Annotated in this window: 16 protein-coding genes and 1 pseudogene; 13 read left to right on the forward strand and 4 right to left on the reverse strand. The window is 62.0% G+C overall.

The features are described from left to right. The first annotated feature begins 1 nt into the window (after position 1). Both hemE and OX462_RS00935 read left to right on the forward strand, forming a co-directional pair. Positions 2–1,087, forward strand: a complete 1,086-nt coding sequence (hemE, locus tag OX462_RS00930; RefSeq protein ID WP_070312001.1) for a uroporphyrinogen decarboxylase — start codon at positions 2–4, stop codon at positions 1,085–1,087. An 842-nt stretch (positions 1,088–1,929) separates the two neighbouring features. After that, positions 1,930–3,981: a primosomal protein N' gene (locus OX462_RS00935; protein WP_409027573.1), complete on the forward strand. Its 2,052-nt coding sequence runs from the start codon at positions 1,930–1,932 to the stop codon at positions 3,979–3,981. A gap of 1 nt (position 3,982) precedes the next feature. On the opposite strand, the gene OX462_RS00940 is transcribed toward OX462_RS00935, so the two are convergent. Further along, a complete protein-coding gene (locus tag OX462_RS00940; protein ID WP_409027574.1) occupies positions 3,983–4,873 on the reverse strand; it encodes an ArgP/LysG family DNA-binding transcriptional regulator in 891 nt (296 codons plus the stop codon). A gap of 131 nt (positions 4,874–5,004) precedes the next feature. On the opposite strand from OX462_RS00940, the gene OX462_RS00945 reads away from it, so the two are divergent. Both OX462_RS00945 and OX462_RS00950 read left to right on the forward strand, forming a co-directional pair. Then, on the forward strand, positions 5,005–6,453 hold the full coding sequence (locus OX462_RS00945; protein WP_409027575.1) for a dihydrolipoyl dehydrogenase: 1,449 nt from the start codon (positions 5,005–5,007) through the stop codon (positions 6,451–6,453). Between the two features lie 164 nt (positions 6,454–6,617). Continuing rightward, positions 6,618–7,739: an HD-GYP domain-containing protein gene (locus tag OX462_RS00950; RefSeq protein ID WP_227742070.1), complete on the forward strand. Its 1,122-nt coding sequence runs from the start codon at positions 6,618–6,620 to the stop codon at positions 7,737–7,739. Between the two features lie 9 nt (positions 7,740–7,748). On the opposite strand, the gene OX462_RS00955 is transcribed toward OX462_RS00950, so the two are convergent. After that, the gene (locus tag OX462_RS00955) at positions 7,749–8,234 is read right to left on the reverse strand and encodes an SRPBCC family protein (RefSeq protein WP_070219615.1); all 486 of its coding nucleotides are present in this window, start codon (positions 8,232–8,234) and stop codon (positions 7,749–7,751) included. Positions 8,235–8,443: 209 nt separating this feature from the next. Here OX462_RS00955 and OX462_RS00960 point away from each other — a divergent pair, with 209 nt between their 5' ends. Then, positions 8,444–10,504, forward strand: coding sequence for a UvrD-helicase domain-containing protein (locus OX462_RS00960; RefSeq protein WP_070219613.1), 2,061 nt, complete (start codon positions 8,444–8,446; stop codon positions 10,502–10,504). Positions 10,505–10,511: 7 nt separating this feature from the next. On the opposite strand, the gene OX462_RS00965 is transcribed toward OX462_RS00960, so the two are convergent. After that, entirely contained in the window at positions 10,512–10,868 is a 357-nt protein-coding gene (locus tag OX462_RS00965; protein ID WP_070219611.1) for an addiction module antidote protein, read from the reverse strand. After that, positions 10,865–11,248: a type II toxin-antitoxin system RelE/ParE family toxin gene (locus tag OX462_RS00970; RefSeq protein ID WP_240453484.1), complete on the reverse strand. Its 384-nt coding sequence runs from the start codon at positions 11,246–11,248 to the stop codon at positions 10,865–10,867. Before OX462_RS00970 ends, OX462_RS00965 begins: the two co-directional genes overlap by 4 nt. Positions 11,249–11,406: 158 nt before the next feature. Between OX462_RS00970 and OX462_RS00975 the strand changes: the two genes are divergently transcribed. The 8 genes and pseudogenes from OX462_RS00975 to OX462_RS01010 all read left to right on the forward strand — a co-directional run bounded on the left by OX462_RS00975 (position 11,407) and on the right by OX462_RS01010 (position 20,753). After that, entirely contained in the window at positions 11,407–11,625 is a 219-nt protein-coding gene (locus tag OX462_RS00975) for a SlyX family protein (protein ID WP_070290273.1), read from the forward strand. A 154-nt stretch (positions 11,626–11,779) separates the two neighbouring features. Next, positions 11,780–13,936, forward strand: coding sequence for a M3 family metallopeptidase (locus OX462_RS00980; protein ID WP_409027576.1), 2,157 nt, complete (start codon positions 11,780–11,782; stop codon positions 13,934–13,936). A gap of 227 nt (positions 13,937–14,163) precedes the next feature. After that, positions 14,164–16,314, forward strand: a complete 2,151-nt coding sequence (locus tag OX462_RS00985) for a M3 family metallopeptidase (protein WP_409027577.1) — start codon at positions 14,164–14,166, stop codon at positions 16,312–16,314. Between the two features lie 109 nt (positions 16,315–16,423). Continuing rightward, positions 16,424–16,636, forward strand: coding sequence for a VF530 family protein (locus OX462_RS00990; RefSeq protein WP_070219603.1), 213 nt, complete (start codon positions 16,424–16,426; stop codon positions 16,634–16,636). 11 nt (positions 16,637–16,647) lie between these two features. Then, a complete protein-coding gene (locus OX462_RS00995; RefSeq protein WP_070219601.1) occupies positions 16,648–16,926 on the forward strand; it encodes a DUF4404 family protein in 279 nt (92 codons plus the stop codon). 237 nt (positions 16,927–17,163) lie between these two features. Then, positions 17,164–19,425, forward strand: coding sequence for a YgiQ family radical SAM protein (locus OX462_RS01000; protein WP_070290369.1), 2,262 nt, complete (start codon positions 17,164–17,166; stop codon positions 19,423–19,425). Between the two features lie 278 nt (positions 19,426–19,703). Next, positions 19,704–19,811 (forward strand): annotated as a pseudogene (locus tag OX462_RS01005) (zinc-ribbon domain-containing protein); the annotation flags it as partial. Between the two features lie 168 nt (positions 19,812–19,979). Further along, entirely contained in the window at positions 19,980–20,753 is a 774-nt protein-coding gene (locus OX462_RS01010; protein ID WP_240453481.1) for a hypothetical protein, read from the forward strand. Position 20,754: the final 1 nt, after the last annotated feature.

Genomic DNA, 20,754 nt, shown 5'->3' on the forward strand with positions numbered 1-20,754 from the left:
CATGCCACAATTTGCTCCGCTCCAGAATGACACTTTCCTGCGCGCCCTGCTGCGCCAGCCGACCGAGCACACTCCTGTCTGGCTGATGCGCCAGGCAGGCCGCTACCTGCCCGAATACCGCGCCACGCGCGAGCGGGCCGGCTCCTTCCTGGGCCTGGCGAAGAATCCCGATTACGCAACGGAAGTGACCTTGCAGCCCCTGGAGCGTTTCCCGCTCGACGCGGCCATTTTGTTTTCCGACATCCTGACGGTGCCTGACGCCATGGGCCTGGGCCTGTATTTCGCCGATGGCGAAGGGCCGAAGTTCGAGCGCCCGCTGCGCACGGAGCAGGACGTGAAGGCCTTGCAAGTGCCGGACCTGGCGTCGCTCGACTATGTGTTCAAGGCCGTCACGCAAATCCGCACGGAACTCAATGGCCGCGTGCCGCTGATCGGTTTTTCCGGCAGCCCGTGGACCCTGGCGTGCTACATGGTGGAAGGCGGCGGCTCGAAAGAGTTCCATACCATCAAGAAGATGCTGTACAACCGCCCTGACCTGATGCACCACATCCTGGCGATCAACGCCACGTCCGTGGCGCAGTACCTGAATGCGCAAATCGACGCCGGCGCGCAAGCCGTGATGATCTTCGATTCCTGGGGCGGTGCGCTGGCCGATGGCGCCTACCAGGAATTCTCGCTGGCCTACATGCAGCAAGTGGTGGCGCAGCTGAAACGCGACAAGGATGGCGTCAAGATTCCCGCCATCGTGTTTACCAAGGGCGGCGGCCAGTGGATCGAGCAGATCGCCGACATCGGCGCCGATGCCGTGGGCCTGGACTGGACCGTCAACCTGACGCGCGCGCGCCAGCTGGTGGGCCATAAAGTGGGCTTGCAGGGCAACCTCGACCCTGCCATCCTGTTCGCCAGCCCCGAGCAGATCCGCGCCGAAGTGGCGAAAGTGCTCAACGCCTTCGGCGCGCCATCGGCTGGTACGGGCCACGTGTTCAACCTGGGACATGGCATTTCCCAGTTCACGCCGCCGGAATCCGTGGCAGCGATGGTGGAAGCCGTGCACAGCATGAGCCGCGCCATGCGCAGCGGCCAGTAAGTCGTCATTTTCCCCTGGCGCAGGGGCAGAAAAGGCAGGCTTTCCAACGGAAGCCTGCCTTTTTCTTTGCTGCGCCTTAGCAAGACATACCGACTTATGCACAATTTTTTTTGCTGCGGAAATAAGAGGCAGTGTCAAAGCCATGCCCGGGGGCGATTTGCAAGTGATTGATTATTAAGGAATAAAAAATTCATTGACTAGCGGACTTTGTTGCTATTGATAAGGTTATTCTTTCGTCCGCTTGCCTTATTCCTTCATTGTCCACAAAGTTATCAACAGATTCTGTGGATAAAATTGAAAAGTATTTTGTTAACCGATACTTAGCGCCGATGTTCAGGTTTCACCTGAAGTGCATGTTGCAGCGCATGATAATTGAACAATGTTTCGCCGTCCGTCAGGTAAAAACGAACGCTTGCCCGGCAATTGTCAATTTTGCTGCATGCCGTCCGTGTTTTTGCCGATCGGACGCCTCAAAATGGTGCCGATTTCTGTATAAATACATTACAAATGGCTCAGTTATGCACAGCGGCGGAAATGTCCTGTGGATTTGTGGCCGCCCGGGCATCAATTTTTAAGCCATTGATTTTAAATGATTAATTTTTCTTGCGTGCCGCTCTTGACGGCAGTCGAAATTTTATGTCCACATTTTTCTGAAAGTTAATTTTGCTTTGTCCACAAAGTTATCCACAGAATTTTCTTCAGGCACGAGAGTACGCCGTCCCGTCCGTCGTTAGGCGTTTGACGGATGAAACAAGTATCATGGCCCGCTGGCTTGATGCCGGACATCCCGCCGCGCCATCGCCCCTGCGGCGCGCTTTTTTATTGAGATAGGCCCTACCCCCATGTCGCAGTGCATTTTGACGTCGTGCATCCTGAAAATCGCGCTCGACACGCCCTTGAACGCCTTGTTCGACTACCGCTGGACAGCGGCGGCGGATACGGGCGCTGCCGTGCCGCTGCCGCAAGTGGGGCAGCTGGCGCTGGTGCCATTCGGCCGGCGTGAAGTGATGGGGCTGATCGTCGGCGTGTCCGACAGCACCGATGTGCCCGCCGCGAAATTGAAGGACGTGCTGGCCGTGCGCAGCCAGCTGGCGCCGCTGTCGGAACAGTGGCTGGCGCTGGCCGCCTTCGCCGCCGATTACTACCAGCGCCCGCTCGGTGAAGTGGCCTTGCCGGGTTTACCGAAGAATTTGCGCGTGCTCACCACCGTGGCGCTCGACCGCGCCATCAAGAAGCTGGGCAAGCTGGCCGACGCGCATGACGGCACGCCGCTGAACATGCCTGCGCTCAATGCTGCCCAGCAAGAGGCGGCGGACGCCATCGGCGGCGCGCAGGGTTTCAAGCCGACCCTGCTGTACGGCGTGACGGGCAGCGGCAAGACGGAAGTGTATCTGCAGGCGTGCGCCCAGGTGCTGGCGCGCGAGGACGATGCGCAAATCCTGATTTTAGTGCCGGAAATCAACCTGACGCCCCAGCTGGAAGGCAATATCCGCGCGCGTTTTCCCGGCGTCATGCTGGCCACCCTGCACAGCAGCCTGTCCGAAGGCGAGCGCATGCTGCACTGGCTGGCCGCGCACCAGGGCCAGGCGCGCATCGTGCTCGGCACGCGCTTGGCCATCCTGGCGTCCTTGCCGAAACTCAAACTGATCGTCATCGACGAAGAGCACGATCCTTCCTACAAGCAGCAGGAAGGCTTGCGTTATTCCGCGCGCGACCTGGCCGTGTGGCGCGCCTGGCAATTGCAGATTCCCATCGTGCTCGGTTCGGCCACGCCGTCGCTGGAAAGCTGGCACCACGCGCAGACGGGGCGCTACCGCAAGCTGGAATTGCGCGAGCGGGCCGTCAAAAATGCGGTCTTGCCGCGCGTCAAGATCCTCGACATGGAGCGCGACAAGCCGAAAGACGGCCTGACCTCGCATCTGGTCGCCGCATTAAAACTGCGCATGGAGCGCGGGGAGCAGTCGCTGCTGTTCCTGAACCGGCGCGGCTATTCGCCCGTGATCTGCTGCGAATCGTGCGGCTGGATCAGCAATTGCACGCGCTGCACCTCGTTCATGGTGCTGCACAAGCCCGAACACCGCTTGCGCTGCCACCATTGCAGCTTGGAATTGCGTATTCCCCGCCATTGCCCCACGTGCGGCAACGTCGACTTGCAGCCGCTGGGACGCGGCACGCAGCGTGTGGAAGAGGGCTTGCAGCAATTGTTTCCCGAGGCGCGCATTTTACGCATCGACGCCGATTCCACGCGCAAGAAGGGCAGCGCGCAGGAAGCGTTCGACACCGTGCACCGGGGCGAAGTCGATATCCTGATCGGCACGCAGATGGTGGCCAAGGGCCACGATTTCAAAAAGCTGACCCTGGTCGGCATCCTGAACCCGGACACGGCCCTGTTTTCCCAGGATTACCGGGCCAGCGAACGCCTGTTCGCCCAGCTGATGCAGGTGGCGGGCCGCGCCGGACGGGCTGCGCAGACGGAAGGTGGCAGCGTCAGTGAAGTGCTGATCCAGACGCGCTATGCGCGCCATCCGCTGTACGACGCCGTCGTCAACCACGATTACGACCATTTCGCCACGACCTTGCTGGAAGAGCGGGCGCAGGCGGCGCTGCCGCCGTATCTGTTCCAGGCCCTGCTGCGTGCCGAGGCGCCCGAGCTGGCCACGGCCATCGAATTCCTGCAGGCGGCGAAAGAGTGCATGGAACACTCGCAGGTGACCATCAACGACCCGATTCCCATGAGCATGACGCGCGTCTACAACGTGGACCGCGCCCAGCTGCTGCTGGAATCGCCTTCGCGGCCGGCCTTGCAGGCGTTTTTGAAGGAATGGTTAGCGGAGTTGCGCGCCATGAAGACGCGCGTGAAATGGTCGCTGGAAGTGGACCCGCTCGATATTTAAATTACTGCAGGTAATCGCGCGCCGATTTGACGATCTGTTCCGACAACAGCTTGGTAAACGGCGTGTCCAGCGTCCACGCGTGCCAGCTCAGCGGCACGTCCAGGGTGCTGCCCGGCAGCAGGTCGACGAGCCGGTCCGTCGCCAGCGCCTGCGCGGCCAGGCGCTGCGGCATCAGGCCGTAGGCCAGGCCATCGAGCACGCAGGCGCGGCGCGTCGCTTCGACCGGCAAGGTATGGTGCGGAAACGGTTCGCGCATGCTCAATTGTTCAGCGAGGAAACGCGCCAGCAAGCCGTGCTGGCCCACGACGGCGGGCGCCAGTTGCACCGCCTCGGCAATAAAACCGTCGCCGAACCAGTGGCCCGCAAACACGGGCGTGGCCACGCAGACATAGCGCAAGGTGCCCAGCGGCGTGACGCTGGTGGCGGCCGCCGCGTCGAGCGCCGTGCCGGATTCGGCCGCCACGCAGCCGAACACGGAGCCGTCGCGCACCATCTGCAGGGCGCTGTCGCTGTCGGCCAGGCGCACGTCGAGTTGGCAGCGCGGTGGTGCCAGCAGGGCGGACAAGGTGTCGGGGAACCACGTGGCCAGGCTGTCGGCATCGATGGCGATGGCGATTTCCGGCATGCTGACGCTGTTGCCCAGGTCGATGTCGAGCGATGCTTCCATCAGCTTGACGTTGCGGTGATGCACGATCAATCGCTGGCCCAGGCCCGTCGGCACGGCTGGCTGGCCACGGATGATCAGCAAGCGCCCGCTGGCGTCTTCCAGCGCCTTGATGCGCTGCGAGACGGCCGACTGGGTGATGCCCAGCGCCAGGGCGGCCTTGTCGAAACTGCCATGGCTGGCCACGGCGTCCAGCACGGCCAGCGCGCGATAATCGAGTGATCCCATTAGCTCAGCTTATAAATTTTAGAATTGATTAGTTATACTAATACACATATTGCAGCAAAGTAAAACCTTATTTTCGGCAAACGGGTAGTATCGAACGCTGTGAGCAATCTGACGCGGAGATAAGTAGCACGATGAAAACGATACAAGTGGATGTAGCCGTGATCGGCAGCGGCACGGCCGGCATGACGGCGCACAAGGCCGCGCGCATGCAGGGCAAGCGCGTGCTGATGATCGAAAGCGGGCCGTACGGCACGACGTGCGCGCGCGTGGGCTGCATGCCCAGCAAGCTCCTGATCGCGGCGGCCGAGGCGGCCCATGCCGTGGCTGCCGCGCCCGCTTTTGGCGTGCATCCTGGCCCCGTGCGCATCGACGGCCGGCAAGTGATGGCCAGGGTGCGCAGCGAGCGCGACCGTTTTGTCGGCTTCGTGCTCGACGGCGTCAACGCCATCCCCGAGGAAGAAAAACTGCGCGGCCACGCCCGCTTCATTGCGCCGGGCAAGCTGCAGGTCGACGAACATACGCTTGTCGAAGCGGCCAGCGTGGTGATCGCCACCGGTTCCACGCCCATCGTGCCGCCCGAGTGGCAGGCGGCGGGCGAGCGCGTCATCACGAGCGACGCCGTGTTCGAATGGACGGACTTGCCAAAGTCAGTCGCCGTGGTCGGCAGCGGCGTCATCGGTCTGGAACTGGGCCAGGCGCTGGCGCGGCTGGGCGTGCGCGTGACCTTGTTTGCGCGCGGCAATAAAGTCGCGCAGCTGACGGACCCGCTGGTGCTGCGGGAGGCCGATGCCGTGCTGGCGCGCGAACTCGATATCCGTTTCATGACCCAGGTCGCGCACATGGCAACAACGCCGGACGGCGGCGGCATCGCGCTGACCAGCCGCGATGATGCGGGTCAGGAAAAAACCGAGCAGTTCGAGTACGTGCTGGCCGCCATCGGCCGCCGTCCGAACGTGGACAAGATCGGTCTGGACACGGCGCAAATCGAGCTCGACCGCCACGGCATCCCCCTGCATGACCCGCACACCATGCAGTGCGGCACCAGCGCCATCTTCATCGCGGGCGATGCCGACAACGCCTTGCCGCTGCTGCCCGAAGCGGCCGACGAGGGCCGCATCGCGGGTGACAACGCGGCGCGCTTTCCCGACGTCAAACCGGGCTTGCGCCGCACGCCGCTGGCGATTGCTTTCACGGAGCCGCAGATCGCCACCGTGGGCGCCACCTACCAGCAATTGTGCGTCAGTCACGCGGGCCGCTTTGCCGTCGGTGCCGTGTCGTTCGGCAACCAGGGCCGCAGCCGCGTCATGCTGCAAAACCAGGGCATCTTGCGCGTGTATGCGGAATTCGGCAGCAAGCGCTTTCTCGGCGCCGAGCTGATCGGCCCACGGGCGGAACACCTGGGCCACTTGCTGGCCTGGGCATGCCAGGCGCAGCTGACGGTGCCCGCCATGCTCGACATGCCGTTTTACCACCCCGTCATCGAGGAAGGCGTGCGCACGGCCTTGCGCGAACTGGCGCTGCACCTGGAAAAAGACCCGGAACACGCACCGGGCTGCGCCGACTGCTCGCCTGGCGTCTGATGCAATTTTGATATTTATACAATTTTGTAGACAAGCGCACATGATTGCGCGATCATCGCTGCCACATTGAAATATTGATTAAAAGCAAAAAACATTTCAATTGGCACATGCCGCTGATGCCAGGATGGTAAAAACAAGCGGGTGCAGGCGATGATGGAGACGATGTGAAAATTCGGCGCATTTACGCGGGAGAACTCGCCCTGGGCGTGGCCCTGCCCTGGGACGTGCATGGCGAAACGGGCGGCTTGCTGGCCAGGCTGGGCCATGTCATCAGCAGCGAAAACCAGATCGCATTGCTGCTGGCGCGCGGCGTCATCGCCGATACCAGCGCCGACGTGCCGCGCACGGCCACGGAAGCGCCATCGGCCCTGCGCATGCTGAACCTCGTCACGGCAGGGCTGGCCCTCGTCTTGCCGGTCATCGCCGCCGGGCAGGCGGGCAGCCACCTGTCCCTGGCGCCGCTGGCGCAACTGGTGGAAGAGGCCGTTGTTCTGGATGCCGACGTGGCGCTGGCCTGCATCCTGCACAACCAGAGCGCGGGCGACTTTGCCGTGCGCCACAGCGTCGACACGGCCGTCATCACGGCCCTGCTGGCGCGCGCGCTGAAACTCGACGACGCCGTCGTGCGCAGCGTGCTGCTGGCCGCGCTGAGCATGAATGTGGGCATGCTGGAACGCCATGCGGATTTCCAGCACAAGGCGGGCCCGCTGGACGCGCAGGAACGCGCCTATTTGCGCGCCCATCCGCAAGCCGGTGTCGACTTGCTGCGCGCGGCCGGCGTCACGGATGCCGTCTGGCTGCAGGCCGTGCTGCAGCACCATGAAAATATCGATGGCAGCGGCTATCCGCTGGGCACGCAAGGCGAGGCGATCGGCATCGGCGCCCGGCTGATCATGCTGGCCGACCGCTATTGCGCGCGCGTCTCGAAGCGCAGCTACCGCCAGCCTTTGCTGCCGAACGTGGCCTTGCGTGAAATGTTGATGGCCGACAAGGCCACCCTGGATGCGCCGCTGGCGTCCCTGCTGGTGCGCGAGCTGGGCATCTACCCGGTCGGCACTTTCGTCAAATTACTCAATGGGGAAATCGGCGTCGTCACGCGCAAGGGCTTGAATGCCACCACGCCCCACGTGCAGTCGCTGGTCGGCCCCCGCGGCGCGCGCCTGGACGTGCCGCTGCGGCGCGACACGCGCGTGGACTTGCACGCCATCCGCGAAGTGCTCAGCGCGGAGCAGGCGGGACTGCAATTTCGCCCCGACCAGTTATGGGGCCGCAGCGCACGAATTTAGCGCGGGAGCTTAATTCAGCAGACCTGCATCGAGCCGTCCCTCGAGCGCCAGCTCGCGCATGATGCGCACCGTGTCGATGTCGGACTCCTTGTAGGCCGAGCGGCGGAAGTCGTCGTACAGGGCGTTGGCCGCATCGGTGGCCGCGTCGTGGCCGTCGTCGTACTGGAAGCGCACCCACAGGCTCGCTTCGTCGGGCATCTCGATGGTCATGACCAATGAAGAGGCGCTGATATCCTGTTGCGCCGGCACTTCGTAACGCACCTGCAGTTGCGGCACCAGCACCACCTTGTCGTTGATGACCAGTTCGCCATAGCGCAGGCTGCGCGCGAAACCGGCGTCGCAGCGCTCGCTGATTCGGCACTCATCGAGGTGCGGCACGAACAGCTTCGGCGACTCGGCGCGCAAGACGAGGCCGCGCCACACTTGTTCCAGGGTCAAGGTGTCGATCAGCGGATTCAACGGATCATTGATTTCAATCAGGTGTTCAAATTTCATGGGACTGCCATTCGGTAAGTGGGCGCGCACGGGCGATATAGGCGGAATGGTACTCCAGGCGTGGCATCGCCGCACGCATTGCATCGGCCAAGATGGCGGCATATGGCGATATATCAATGCCATTGCCTGTTTTTCAGGCATGGTCCGGCATGCAAATAGGCTGCGCGACGCTGTTACAATGGGCTGCTGTTCCCTGCGGAAATACCCTGATGTCCAAAGCACCACAGTTCGGTCTGAATGCGCCCCAAAGCGAAGCGGTTACCTACCTCGACGGCCCCTGCCTCGTGCTGGCGGGCGCCGGTTCGGGCAAGACGCGCGTGATCACGCAAAAGATCGCCCATCTGATCGAAGACCGGGGGTATGACCCGCGCACCATTGCCGCGCTGACCTTCACCAACAAGGCGGCGCTGGAAATGCAGGAACGCATCGCCAAATTATTGAAACAGCCGCGCCAGGCCAAGCAGTTGACGGTGTCGACCTTTCACTCGCTGGGCGTGAAAATCCTGCGCCAGGAAGCCAATGGCGTGGGCCTCAAGGATCGCTTTTCCATCATGGACAGCGACGACTGTTTTTCCCTCGTGCAAGACCTCGCCATTACCACCGATAAACAGGTGATCCGCGGCATCCAGAATGCCATGTCGCTGTGGAAAAATGGCCTGATCGATCCGGACATGGCGCTGGCGCAAGCCAAGGATGAAGATGAAGCCAACGCGGCGCGCATCTACCGCAGCTATGTGGCCACGCTCTCCGCCTACCAGGCCGTCGATTTTGACGATCTGATCCGCTTGCCCGTGGAACTGTTCCGCAACAACGGCCCTGTGCGCGACAAGTGGCAGCGCCGTTTGCGCTATCTGCTCGTCGACGAATACCAGGATACGAACACCTGCCAGTACGAACTGGTCAAATTGATGGTGACGGGCATCGGCAAGAAGCCGATGTTTACGGCCGTGGGCGACGACGACCAGGCGATCTATGCGTGGCGCGGCGCCACGGTGGAAAATTTAAAAACGCTGGAAACGGATTTCCCCGATTTGAGGGTGATCAAGCTCGAGCAGAATTACCGCTCCACCATGCGCGTGCTCAATGCGGCCAATGCCGTCATCGGCAACAACCCGAAACTGTTTGAAAAGTCGCTGTGGTCGGAACACGGCCTGGGCGAGCCGATCAAGGTGCTGGGCATGCAGACGGACGAGCAGGAGGCGGAGCAGGTCGCCATCATGATCTCGGCCGACCATTTCGAGCGCAAGAACAAATTTTCCGATTACGCGATTTTGTACCGGGGCAACCACCAGGCGCGCATCATCGAGCAGTGTCTGCGCAAGGAGCGCATCCCGTACACGATCTCGGGCGGCCAGAGTTTTTTTGATAAGGCCGAGATCAAGGACATCATCAGCTACCTGCGTTTGCTGGCCAACGAAGACGACGACCCGGCCTTCATTCGCGCCGTGACGACGCCGCGCCGTGGCGTGGGCCAGTCGACGCTGGAGGTGCTGGGCGCATTCTCGGGGCAGTGGCAGTGCTCGCTGTTCCAGGCCGTGTTCAAGGGCGGCATCGAGGCCAAGCTGACGGATCGCCAGCTGGGACCGCTGCGCGACTTCTGCAACTTCATCAACGACCTCGAGTCGCGCGCCAGCCGTCCCGGCGCTGCCGGCAGCGGCGACAACGCGGCCGAAGTGCTGGACGACATGATGAAGGAAATCCACTACGAATCGTATCTGTATGACGCCTTCGAGGAACGGCAAGCGCAAAGCAAGTGGCAGAACGTGCTCGAATTCGTCAACTGGCTCAAGGAACGGGGCAGGGGCGGCAAGGACCGCGATGGCGAAGAAAAGAACGTGCTGGAACTGACGCAGATGGTGGCCCTGATGACCATGCTCGAGGGCAAGGACGAAGAGCAGGACGCCGTGCGCATGTCCACCCTGCACGCGTCGAAAGGGCTGGAGTTTCCGCACGTATTTCTCGTTGGCGTGGAAGAGGGGATCTTGCCGCACAAGGGCGATCCTGACGCGCCGGCCGAAACCATCGCCGCGCGTATCCAGGAAGAGCGGCGGCTGATGTATGTGGGCATCACGCGCGCGCAGCGCACCTTGCACGTCACCTGGTGCAAGAAGCGCAAGCGGGCGGGCGAGCAAGTCCATTGCGACCCGTCGCGCTTCATCAAGGAAATGCAACTCGACGTGGGCGATGCGGTGCCGACGGAGGCGGAAGTGATTTCGCCGAAAGAACGCCTGGCGCGCATGAAGGCCTTGCTGGCCGCGCCGAAGGCTTAAGCAGCGTTCACGCTTCCACGGTGCTGTCGGGCGTGGTTTTGGGCACGATGGCCAGCTGCATGCCCAGCGCATCGAGCATCTTCAAAATGGTTTCAAAGCGCGGCTTGCTGCCTTCGCGCAAGGCTTTATATGCGCCTTCGCGCGTGATGTCGGCCCGGGCCGCCACCTTGCCCATGCCGTACGCGCGCACCACGTCGTTCATGGCCGACTGGAACAGTTCGGCATTGCCGGTGGCGACGATTTCGCTCATGTAGGCGGCCACGGCGGCCTTGCTGGTCAGGTGTTGCGTCGGATCAAATTTGCTCAGGCCTAAGGCTTCCAGGTCGTCGAGGTCGAAGGTGTCATGGTCGATATGTTGGTTCATTTCTTTCGTGCTCCTGTGGATGCCGCCGCCGCTTTCTTCAGGGCCGCTTGCCGGGCTTTCAAGTCCTTGAGTATCGCTTGCGCCTGTTTGATGTCGCGCTGCTGGCTCGATTTGTTGCCACCCAGCAGCAGCAAGATCAGGGTGCCCAGGTTGGTTTCGTGAAAGTACACGCGCCAGCCGGGTCCCGTCTGTAAAAAACGCAGTTCGCACACGCCTTCGCCCACTGGCCGCCAGTCGCCCTTCTTACCGTGCTGTAAGTGCTTGATGCGCGCATCGATGGCGGCCGCCGCCACATCGTGCAGGGAATCTTCCCAGCGCCGGTATTCGGCCGTCTTGCGCGTATCGATCAGCACTGGTTCTGGTGGCGCTGGTGTGTTCATTGTAATCGTTTGTTCTCATTCGTCAAGCGGCTTGAGCCCATCCAGGAAGAATAAACAGAAATCGGGGCCCGTCCGGCGGCGAATGGAGGGAGTTTGTCCTGGCTCACGCCGTTGCGGCGGTAGAATGCCGCTTTCAGTCAGGAATCACCGAGAGCACCATGGACAATGCAGAACAGATGGAAACACGTTTCGTCGATATCGAAATCAAGCTGGCGCAGCAGGAAGATCTGGTCGAGTCGCTGAACCAGATGGTGTACCAGCAGGGCAAGCGCATCGACCAGCTGGAAGCGATGCTGCACAAGCTGGGCGAGCATGTGCGCGACGGGGCGCAGCAGGCGAATGGCGGGCTGGTCAACGAACGTCCGCCGCATTATTAAATCGGCATCGTAGTGCGGGGCGCATGAAAACCGTTCATTACTGGCAGGCGCGCTACCACCGGTAGTTGCTGGTGACGCAAGTGTGTCAGGCTGTTATTATTTCAGGCTGGCCCGCGACACAATCGCGGCTCTCTTGCGTTCCTTGAAAGAAGACATGACCCGTCCTACAATGCTCGTCATCGCCGCCAGCCTGATGCTGGCGCCAGCCGCCGCCGCTTTTGCCGCCACCGCCGCTACCACCGTGCCCGCCGCTACCGCCGCCTTGCCCGCCTCGAACCCGTTTGCGCAAGCGAGCAGCCTGCCATTCCAGTATCCGCCGTTCGACAAGGTGCAGGACGCCGACTACGCGCCCGCCTTTACGGCAGGCATGGCCGCCAACCTGGCGGAAATCAACGCGATTGCGAATAACAAGAAAGCGGCCACGTTCGACAACACCATCGTCGCCATGGAACGCTCGGGCCAACTGCTGAGCCGCGTGCGCACCGTGTTTTCCGTGATGTCCGGTTCCAACACGAATGACACGATCCAGGGCCTGGAACGCGAACTGGCGCCGAAGATGGCGGCCCACAGCGACGCGATCATGCTCAACGACAAGCTTTTCCAGCGCATCGACACCCTGTACGCCAAGCGCGACAAGCTGGGTCTGGATTCGGAATCGAAACGCCTGCTGGAACGCTACCACACCGATTTTGTCCGCGCCGGCGCCAAGCTGTCGGCGGCGGACAAGGAAAAGCTGCGCGCCTACAACGGCCAGCTGGCTGCCCTGTCGACCAAGTTCGCACAAAATGTACTGAAGGAATTGAACGCTTCGGCCGTCGTCGTCGATACGCGCGAAGAACTCGACGGCCTGTCGCCGGCCGCCATCGAAGTGGCTGCCGGCCTGGCCAAGAAGCGCGGCCTCGATGGCAAATACGTGATCGCCCTCGTCAACACGACGGGCCAGGCGCCGCTGTCGCTGCTGACCAACCGCGCCGTGCGCGAACGCATCATGGCGGCATCGCAAGCGCGCGGCAGCCGTGGCGGCGAGTTCGACAACACCGAGGAAGTGCTGGCACTGGCAAAGCTGCGCGCCGAACGTGCCGCGCTGATGGGCTACCCGAACTACGCGGCCTACTCGCTGGAAGACCAGACGGCGCATGACACCACCGCCGTGAACGCCCTGCTGGGCGAGTTGGCGAAGCCGGCCGTCGTCAACGCGCGCCGCGAAGCGGACGATATCCAGAAGGTCATCGATGCAGGCAAGGGCGGCTTCAAGGTAGGCGCCGCCGACTGGGCCTTCTACAGCGACAAGGTGCGCGCCGAACGCTACAACTTCGATGAGACGCAGTTGAAACCGTACTTTGAAATGCACAGCGTGCTGACCAAGGGCGTGTTCTTTGCCGCCGGCAAGTTGTACGGCCTCACTTTCAAGCAGCGCACCGACTTGCCCGTCTACACGTCCGACATGCTGGTCTACGACGTCTTCAATGAAGACGGTACGCAACTGGCCATCTTTACGCTCGACCCTTACGCGCGCAGCAACAAGCGCGGCGGCGCCTGGGCGAATGCCTATGTGGGCCAGTCGACCTTGCTGAACCGCAAGCCGGTGATCGCGAATAATCTCAACATTCCGAAACCGGAAGCGGGCCAGCCGACCCTGATGACGTTTGACGAAGTCAACACCATGTTCCACGAATTCGGCCATGCGCTGCACGGCATGTTTTCGAACGTGAAATACCCGCGCTTTGCCGGCACCAGCGTGCCGCGCGACTTCGTCGAATACCCGTCGCAAGTCAATGAAATGTGGGCGCTGTGGCCGGAAGTGCTGCAAAACTACGCCAAGCACTACCAGACGGGCGCGGCCATTCCGGCCGAACTGCTGGCCAAGGTGACGGCGGCAGACAATTTCAACCAGGGCTATAAAACCACGGAATACCTGGCCTCGGCCCTGCTGGACCAGCGCTGGCATCAGCTGACCCCGGCACAGATCCCCACCGACGTGCTGGCGTTTGAAAAAACCGCCTTGACGGAAGCGGGCGTCGATTTCGCCCCGGCGCCGCCGCGCTACCGCACCACGTATTTCTCGCACGCGTTCGCGGGCGGCTATTCGGCCGGTTACTACGCGTATCTGTGGTCGGAAAAGCTCGATGCCGACACGGTCGAGTGGTTCAAGGAAAACGGCGGCCTGACGCGCAAGAACGGTGACTGGTTCCGCAATCAACTGCTGTCGCGCGGCGGCAGCGCCGATGCGCTCGACATCTACCGCAACTTCCGCGGCCGCGATGCGAAGATCGAGCCGCTGCTGGAACGCCGTGGCTTGAACGGCAAGTAATAGGGTGATTCCGGCGTCAAGGCCGGGTCAATGAAAAAATGGCTGCCAAGCAATTGGCGGCCATTTTTATTTGGGGATTTTGCCTGTAAACCGTGGTAAACCGCGCATTTGGCGTGCTGCACCACAGGATCGCCCATGTTGGATGACGCCTGTGTGACAGGCTGCTATGATCTGCCACTGGCCCGCGACGCGATCGCGGTTCTTCCCCGCGCTTCCTGAAAGATGTCATGATCCGTCCACAACTGCTCGTCATCGCCGCCAGCGTCATGCTGGCCCACGCCGCCCCATCCGCCATGGCCGCCGCCGCGAAATCCGCACCGGCCGTCGCCATCAGCGCCCAGAACCCCCTGCTCAAAGTGAGCCCGCTGCCGTTCCAGATGCCGCAGTTCGGCCTGATCAAGGATGGTCACTATGCGCCGGCGTTTGCCGAAGGCATGAAACGCCAGCTGGCCGAAGTCAATGCGATTGCCAACAACCGCCAGCCGGCCACGTTCGAGAACACCATCGTGGCCCTCGAGCGCACGGGACAGCTGCTGCACCGCGTGCAGAGCATCTTCAGCAACATGACCTCGACCAATACCAATGCCGTGCTGGAAGCGGTGGAAGTGGACGTGTCGCCGAAACTGGCCGCGCATGGCGACGCCATCACGCTGAACCCGAAACTGTTTGCCCGCATCGACACCCTGTACGCCAAGCGCGACAAGCTGGGCCTCGATGCCGAATCCCTGCGCCTGCTCGAGCGCTATCACACGGATTTCGTGCGCGCCGGCGCCAAGCTGTCCGATGCGGACAAGGAAAAACTGAAAGCCTATAACGCCGAGCAGGCGGGCCTGGAAACGGCCTTCGCGCAAAACGTCCTGAAGGAAACGAATGCCAAGAGCATCGTCGTCGACACCCGTGCCGAGCTGGCCGGCATGACGGACAGCGATATCGACACGGCTGCCGCGGCCGCCAAGGAACGGGGCTTGACGGGCAAGTTCGTCATCGCCCTCGTCAACACCAGCGGCCAGCCGCCGCTGGCCGTATTGACGGATCGCAAGACGCGTCAGCGCCTGATGGACGCGTCGCTGAACCGCGGCAGCCAGGGCGGCGAGTTCGACAACCGCGCCATCGTGCTGAAATTGGCCAAACTGCGCGCCGAACGGGCGACCTTGCTCGGTTACGCCAACTACGCCGCGTACTCGCTGGAAGACCAGACGGCCAAGACCACGACGGCCGTCAATACCCTGCTGTCGGAACTGGCGAAACCGGCCGTCGCGAATGCGCGCCGCGAAGCGGCCGACCTGCAGCAAGTGGTCGATGCGGAAAAGGGCGGTTTCCAGGTGGCAGCGGCCGACTGGGCCATCTACACGGACAAGCTGCGCAAGCAGCGTTTCAATTTCGATGAAAACGAGCTGAAACCGTACCTGGAACTCAACAGCGTGCTGAACAATGGCGTCTTCTTTGCCGCCAATAAGTTGTACGGCATCAGCTTCAAGGAGCGTAAGGACTTGCCGGTATACAACCCGGACGTGCGCGTCTACGACGTTCTGGATGCCAACGGCAAGCCGCTGGCCCTGTTCATCGCCGACTTCTATGCGCGCGGCAACAAGCATGGCGGCGCGTGGATGAATGAATATGTGTCGCAATCGTCACTGATGGGCACGCATCCCGTCGTCGCCAACCAGTTGAATATTCCGAAGCCGCCCGCCGGCCAGCCGACCTTATTGACGTTTGATGAAGTGACGACCATGTTCCACGAATTCGGCCATGCGCTGCACGGCATGTTTTCGAACGTGAAATACCCGCGCTTTGCCGGCACCAGCGTGCCGAGCGACTTCGTCGAGTACCCGTCGCAAGTCAATGAAATGTGGGCCGTCTGGCCGGAAGTGCTGCAAAACTATGCCAAGCACTACCAGAGCGGCGCGGCCATGCCGCAGGAATTGCTCGACAAGGTCACGGCGGCGAAGAAATTCAACCAGGGTTTCATGACGACGGAATACCTGTCGGCGGCCTTGCTGGACCAGCGCTGGCACCAGCTGGCGCCAAGCCAGATCCCGACGGACGTGCTGGCCTTTGAAGCGGCATCGTTGAAAGACGCGGGTGTCGACTACGCGCCCGTGCCGCCGCGCTACCGCACCACGTATTTCTCGCACAGCTTCTCGGGCGGCTACTCGGCCGCGTATTACGCCTACCTGTGGTCGGAAAAGCTGGACGCGGAATCGGTCAACTGGTTCAAGGAAAACGGCGGCCTGACGCGCAAGAACGGCGACTGGTTCCGCAGCAAATTGCTGTCGCGCGGCGGCAGCGTCGATGCGCTGCAGCTGTTCCGTGACTTCCGCGGCCGCGACGCCACAGTGGAACCGCTGCTGGAACGCCGGGGCTTGAACGCCAAGTAAGACGTCCTCATCAGAAGCTTGCGTTGCGTTGACATGGCGCACGCAAGCTTTCCGTGCCGGCGGCGTAGAATTGAGTAAGATGTAAACAAGAAGGCAGTTGAAAGAGTATATGAGTCAGCAAGATTTGAATGGCATTACCCTGGAAGGTATCGTGACGCGCCTGCACGCCCACTACGGCTGGGACGGCCTGGCCAAGCACATCGATATCAATTGCTTCATCAGCGATCCCAGCATCAAGTCGAGCCTGAAGTTTTTGCGCAAGACCCCGTGGGCCAGGAGCAAGGTGGAACAATTGTTCCTGGACACGCAATTTACTGACTGACAGGAAAAAACATGGATAGCAAACTCAAGGAATCGCTGCAACAGCTGCATTCGACACTGGCAAGCAGCGGTCCCGTCGATGAAGAACTGCATGGTTTGCTGCAAAAACTCGATGTCGACATCAAGTTGCTGATGGAAAAGCGCGCCGCGCAGGAGCAGGAAGAAGAGTCGACCACGTATGGATTGGCCGAGCGCAGCCAGGAATTGTCGGCCAAGTTTGCCGTCAAGCATCCGAAACTGGAGCCGGCGCTGCGCGAACTTGGCGAGATTCTTGCCAATATGGGGATCTGATGTAACCCGGGGAAAAGCTGGGGTCAGACCCCCGAAGGGTCTGACCCCAAGGGCCTTCTTTCCCCAAGTGATTGAAAAATAAACGTTTTTTGTACTGAAATCCAACAGTAAAAAGCAGGCCGTCAGGTTGGAAATGGCCAATTCCGGTACAATCCGTACCCTATGAGCTCCCCTACCAATTTATTTGCGACCGTTCCCAAGCGGTCTGCCCGCGCTGCCGTGGCGCCTTTCCTGCCGATGTCGCGTGCCGAGATGGACGCGCTGGGCTGGGACCAGTGCGACGTCATCCTCGTCACGGGCGACGCCTACATTGACCATCCGAGTTTCGGCATGGCCCTGGTCGGCCGCCTGCTCGAAGCGCAGGGTTATCGCGTCGGCATCATCAGCCAGCCCGACTGGCTGTCGGCCGACGCCTTCCGCATCCTCGGCAAGCCGCGCCTGTACTACGGCATTACCGCCGGCAACATGGATTCCATGGTCAACCAGTACACGGCCGACCGCAAGATCCGCTCCGACGACGCCTACACGGCCAATGCCGAACCGAATAAACGCCCGGACCGCGCCGTCACCGTGTACGCCCAGCGCGCGCGCGAAGCGTATTCCGACGTGCCCATCGTCATCGGCAGCATCGAAGCGTCCTTGCGCCGCATCGCCCATTACGATTACTGGTCGGACAAGGTCCGCCGTTCCGTCTTGCCCGATTCCAAGGCTGATTTGCTGATTTTCGGTAATGCCGAGCGGGCGCTGGTCGACCTGACCCATCGCCTGGCCGCCGGCGAACACATCAAGGATATCCGCGACTTGCGCGGCACGGCCTTCATGGTGCCGGCCGGCTGGCTGCCCGGCGACGACTGGGGCGTGCACAATTCCACCCGCGTCGACGTGCCCGGCAAGATCGACCCGCACTACAGCCCGTACGAGATGGTGCAGGAAGACAAGACCGCCTGCGCCACGGAAAACGCCTCCAAGTCGGCCGAAGTCATCAAGCCCATCCGCATCATGAGCCGCGAAGAGCGCCTGGCCATGGCCAAGGAAAAGCACGACAAGACGGTCGTGCGCCTGCCCGCCTACGACGTCGTCAAGGATGACCCCGTCATGTATGCGCACGCGTCGCGCGTGTTCCACCTGGAATCGAATCCCGGCAATGCGCGCGCCATGGTGCAGGCGCACGGCGAGCGCGACGTGTGGCTCAACCCGCCGCCGCTGCCGCTGGCCATGGACGAGATGGATGGCGTGTACGACATGAACTACGCGCGCGCCCCGCACCCGAGCTATGGCAAGGCGCATATCCCCGCCTGGGAAATGATCCGCTTTTCCGTCAACATCATGCGCGGCTGCTTCGGCGGCTGCACCTTCTGCTCGATCACGGAACATGAAGGCCGCATCATCCAGAGCCGTTCGGAACCGTCGATCCTGCGCGAAATCGAGCATATCCGCGATAAAACCAAAGGCTTTACGGGTACCATTTCCGATATGGGCGGCCCGACGGCGAATATGTACCGCCTGGCCTGCAAGGAAAAAGAGATCGAAGTGTCGTGCCGCCGCCTGTCCTGCGTGTACCCGTCCATCTGCGTGAACCTGGGCACGGACCACAGCAAGCTCATTTCCCTGTACCGCAAGGCGCGCGCCATTCCCGGCATCAAGAAAGTGCTGATCAGTTCGGGCTTGCGCTACGACCTGGCCGTGCGTTCGCCCGAGTACGTGAAGGAACTGGTCACGCACCATGTGGGCGGCCTGTTGAAGATCGCCCCTGAGCACACGGAAGAGGGCACCTTGTCGAAGATGATGAAGCCCGGCATCGGCGCCTACGACGAATTCAAGGAAATGTTCGACCGTTTTTCGCTGGAAGCGGGCAAGAAGCAATACCTGATCCCGTATTTCATCGCCGCCCATCCGGGCACGACGGACCTGGACATGCTGAACCTGGCCCTGTGGCTGAAGAAAAACAATTTCAAATTGGACCAGGTACAGACCTTCATGCCCACGCCGATGGCCATGGCGACCACCATGTACCACACGCGCAAGAATCCGCTGCGCAAGGTGACAGCCGACTCGGAAGTGGTGGAAACGGCGCGCAGCGGCAAGATCCGTCGCACCCATAAAGCGTTCCTGCGCTACCAGGACCCGGCCAACTGGCCGATCTTGCGCGAAGCGCTGGTCAACATGGGCCGTGGCGACTTGATCGGCAATGGCGACAAGCATCTGATCCCCGCCTGGACGTCGTCGGAATCGGGCGGCCTGGCCGCAGGCGAACGCAGCCGCCAGACGCATGGCGCCGGCACGCCGGACAAGTTCAAGGTCACGCCGGGCAAGAACCGCATCGCCCTGGGCGGCACGGCAGCGGCGCCCAAAGCGTCGGCCGCCGAGTCGAAAGTGCGTCCATCGATTCTGTCGACCATCAAGACGAAGGCCAAGCCGGCCGCCGTGCCGATGGGCCGTGGCAGCAAGCCGCCAGCCAAGGGCGGCCATGCCGCGCCGGCACGGGGTGGACGCAAGTAGATAGTCTTTGGCCCTCGGGCTTTGAAAAACCCGGCAACGCGTACTGCGTTGCCGGGTTTTTTGCTATGGGCGCACCAAGATGGGGCGGCAAACCGCCGTGGCGGCGGGATTTTTACCAATATTTAAAAATTGAATAGAGCAAAAAGCAATTTTCCCTTGTGGCAACTTGGTGTTTGAAAATATACTCGTTGGATATTTAGCCGTACGGCAACAAAGCTGCCTTTCTGGCAAGCGCCAGCGTACGCGACTCCCAGCGTTGATATGAAAAGAGATGCCAATTGAAATGCCTTTCCTGCCAAGCCGAGAATAAGCCGGGCGCCAAATTCTGTTCTTCCTGCGGCACCACGTTTGCCGCCGCCACGACCGCCGCCGCTGCCGTGCCGGGCAAATCCTGTGGCCAGTGCGGCCATGATTGCAAGCCCGATGCCAAGTTCTGCCCCAAATGCGCATTCAGCTTTGCTGTGGCGCCAGTGCTGCCGCCAGAACCTGTTGCGGCACCTGTGCCGGCGCCGATTCCCGAACCAGTGAGTGTGGTCGTTCCTGAGCCCGCTCCAGTGGCAGAAATGGTCGCGCAAGCTGTTCCGGAACCCGTTCCCGTCTTCATCCCGGAGCCGGTCGCGCCACCGCCGCCACCGCCGCCACCGCCCGTGCTGGAAAAGCGCCGTGCCGATCCTGCACCCGCACCCGCACCCGCACCCGTACTGGAACCCGCACCAGCGCCAGCTCCCGTGGCCGACACGCCAAGTGACAGCCCAGCGGCGGGCAGCCGCATGAAACTGATCGCTGCAGCCGTCGCCGCAGTAGTACTGCTGGGCGGTGCGGGCGCTTACTATTTTCTCTCAAGCAAGGCGGCTGCACCGGCGCCGGAAGCTGTTCCAGTCTTGCCCGCGCAGGCGGAACCTGCGCCTGCCGCCGAGCAGCCGCTGGCCATCAGCGACCCGGCGCTCGACGGCGCGACGGCGGCCGAGCCTGCCGTTGCGCCTGCTGCGCCCGCCCCGGCTGTCGCAGCGCCCGCCCCCGAGCCGGTGCCCGCACCCGCCCCGGCCCCGGCTGTGGAAAAACCGGCTCCCGTCGCTGAAAAGCCGGCCAAACCGGTCAAGGTGATACCGCCAGCGGCGCCTGTCAAACAGACTAGCGGCCTGGAAAGCGTGATCACGGACAGCCTGTCGGAAGCGAGCCACTGCATGAGCCAGCGCAAGTACGACTGCGCCATTGCCAATGCGAATGCCGTGTTGCGCATGGACACGGGCAACCGCCATGCGCTCGACATCAAGCGCAAGGCGAAGGAAGCGCAAGACAAGGCGCTGTCGCAAATCCAGATCGAGTAAG

The sequence above is a fragment of the Janthinobacterium aestuarii genome (assembly GCF_046113285.1).
Taxonomy (GTDB): Bacteria; Pseudomonadota; Gammaproteobacteria; order Burkholderiales; family Burkholderiaceae_D; genus Janthinobacterium.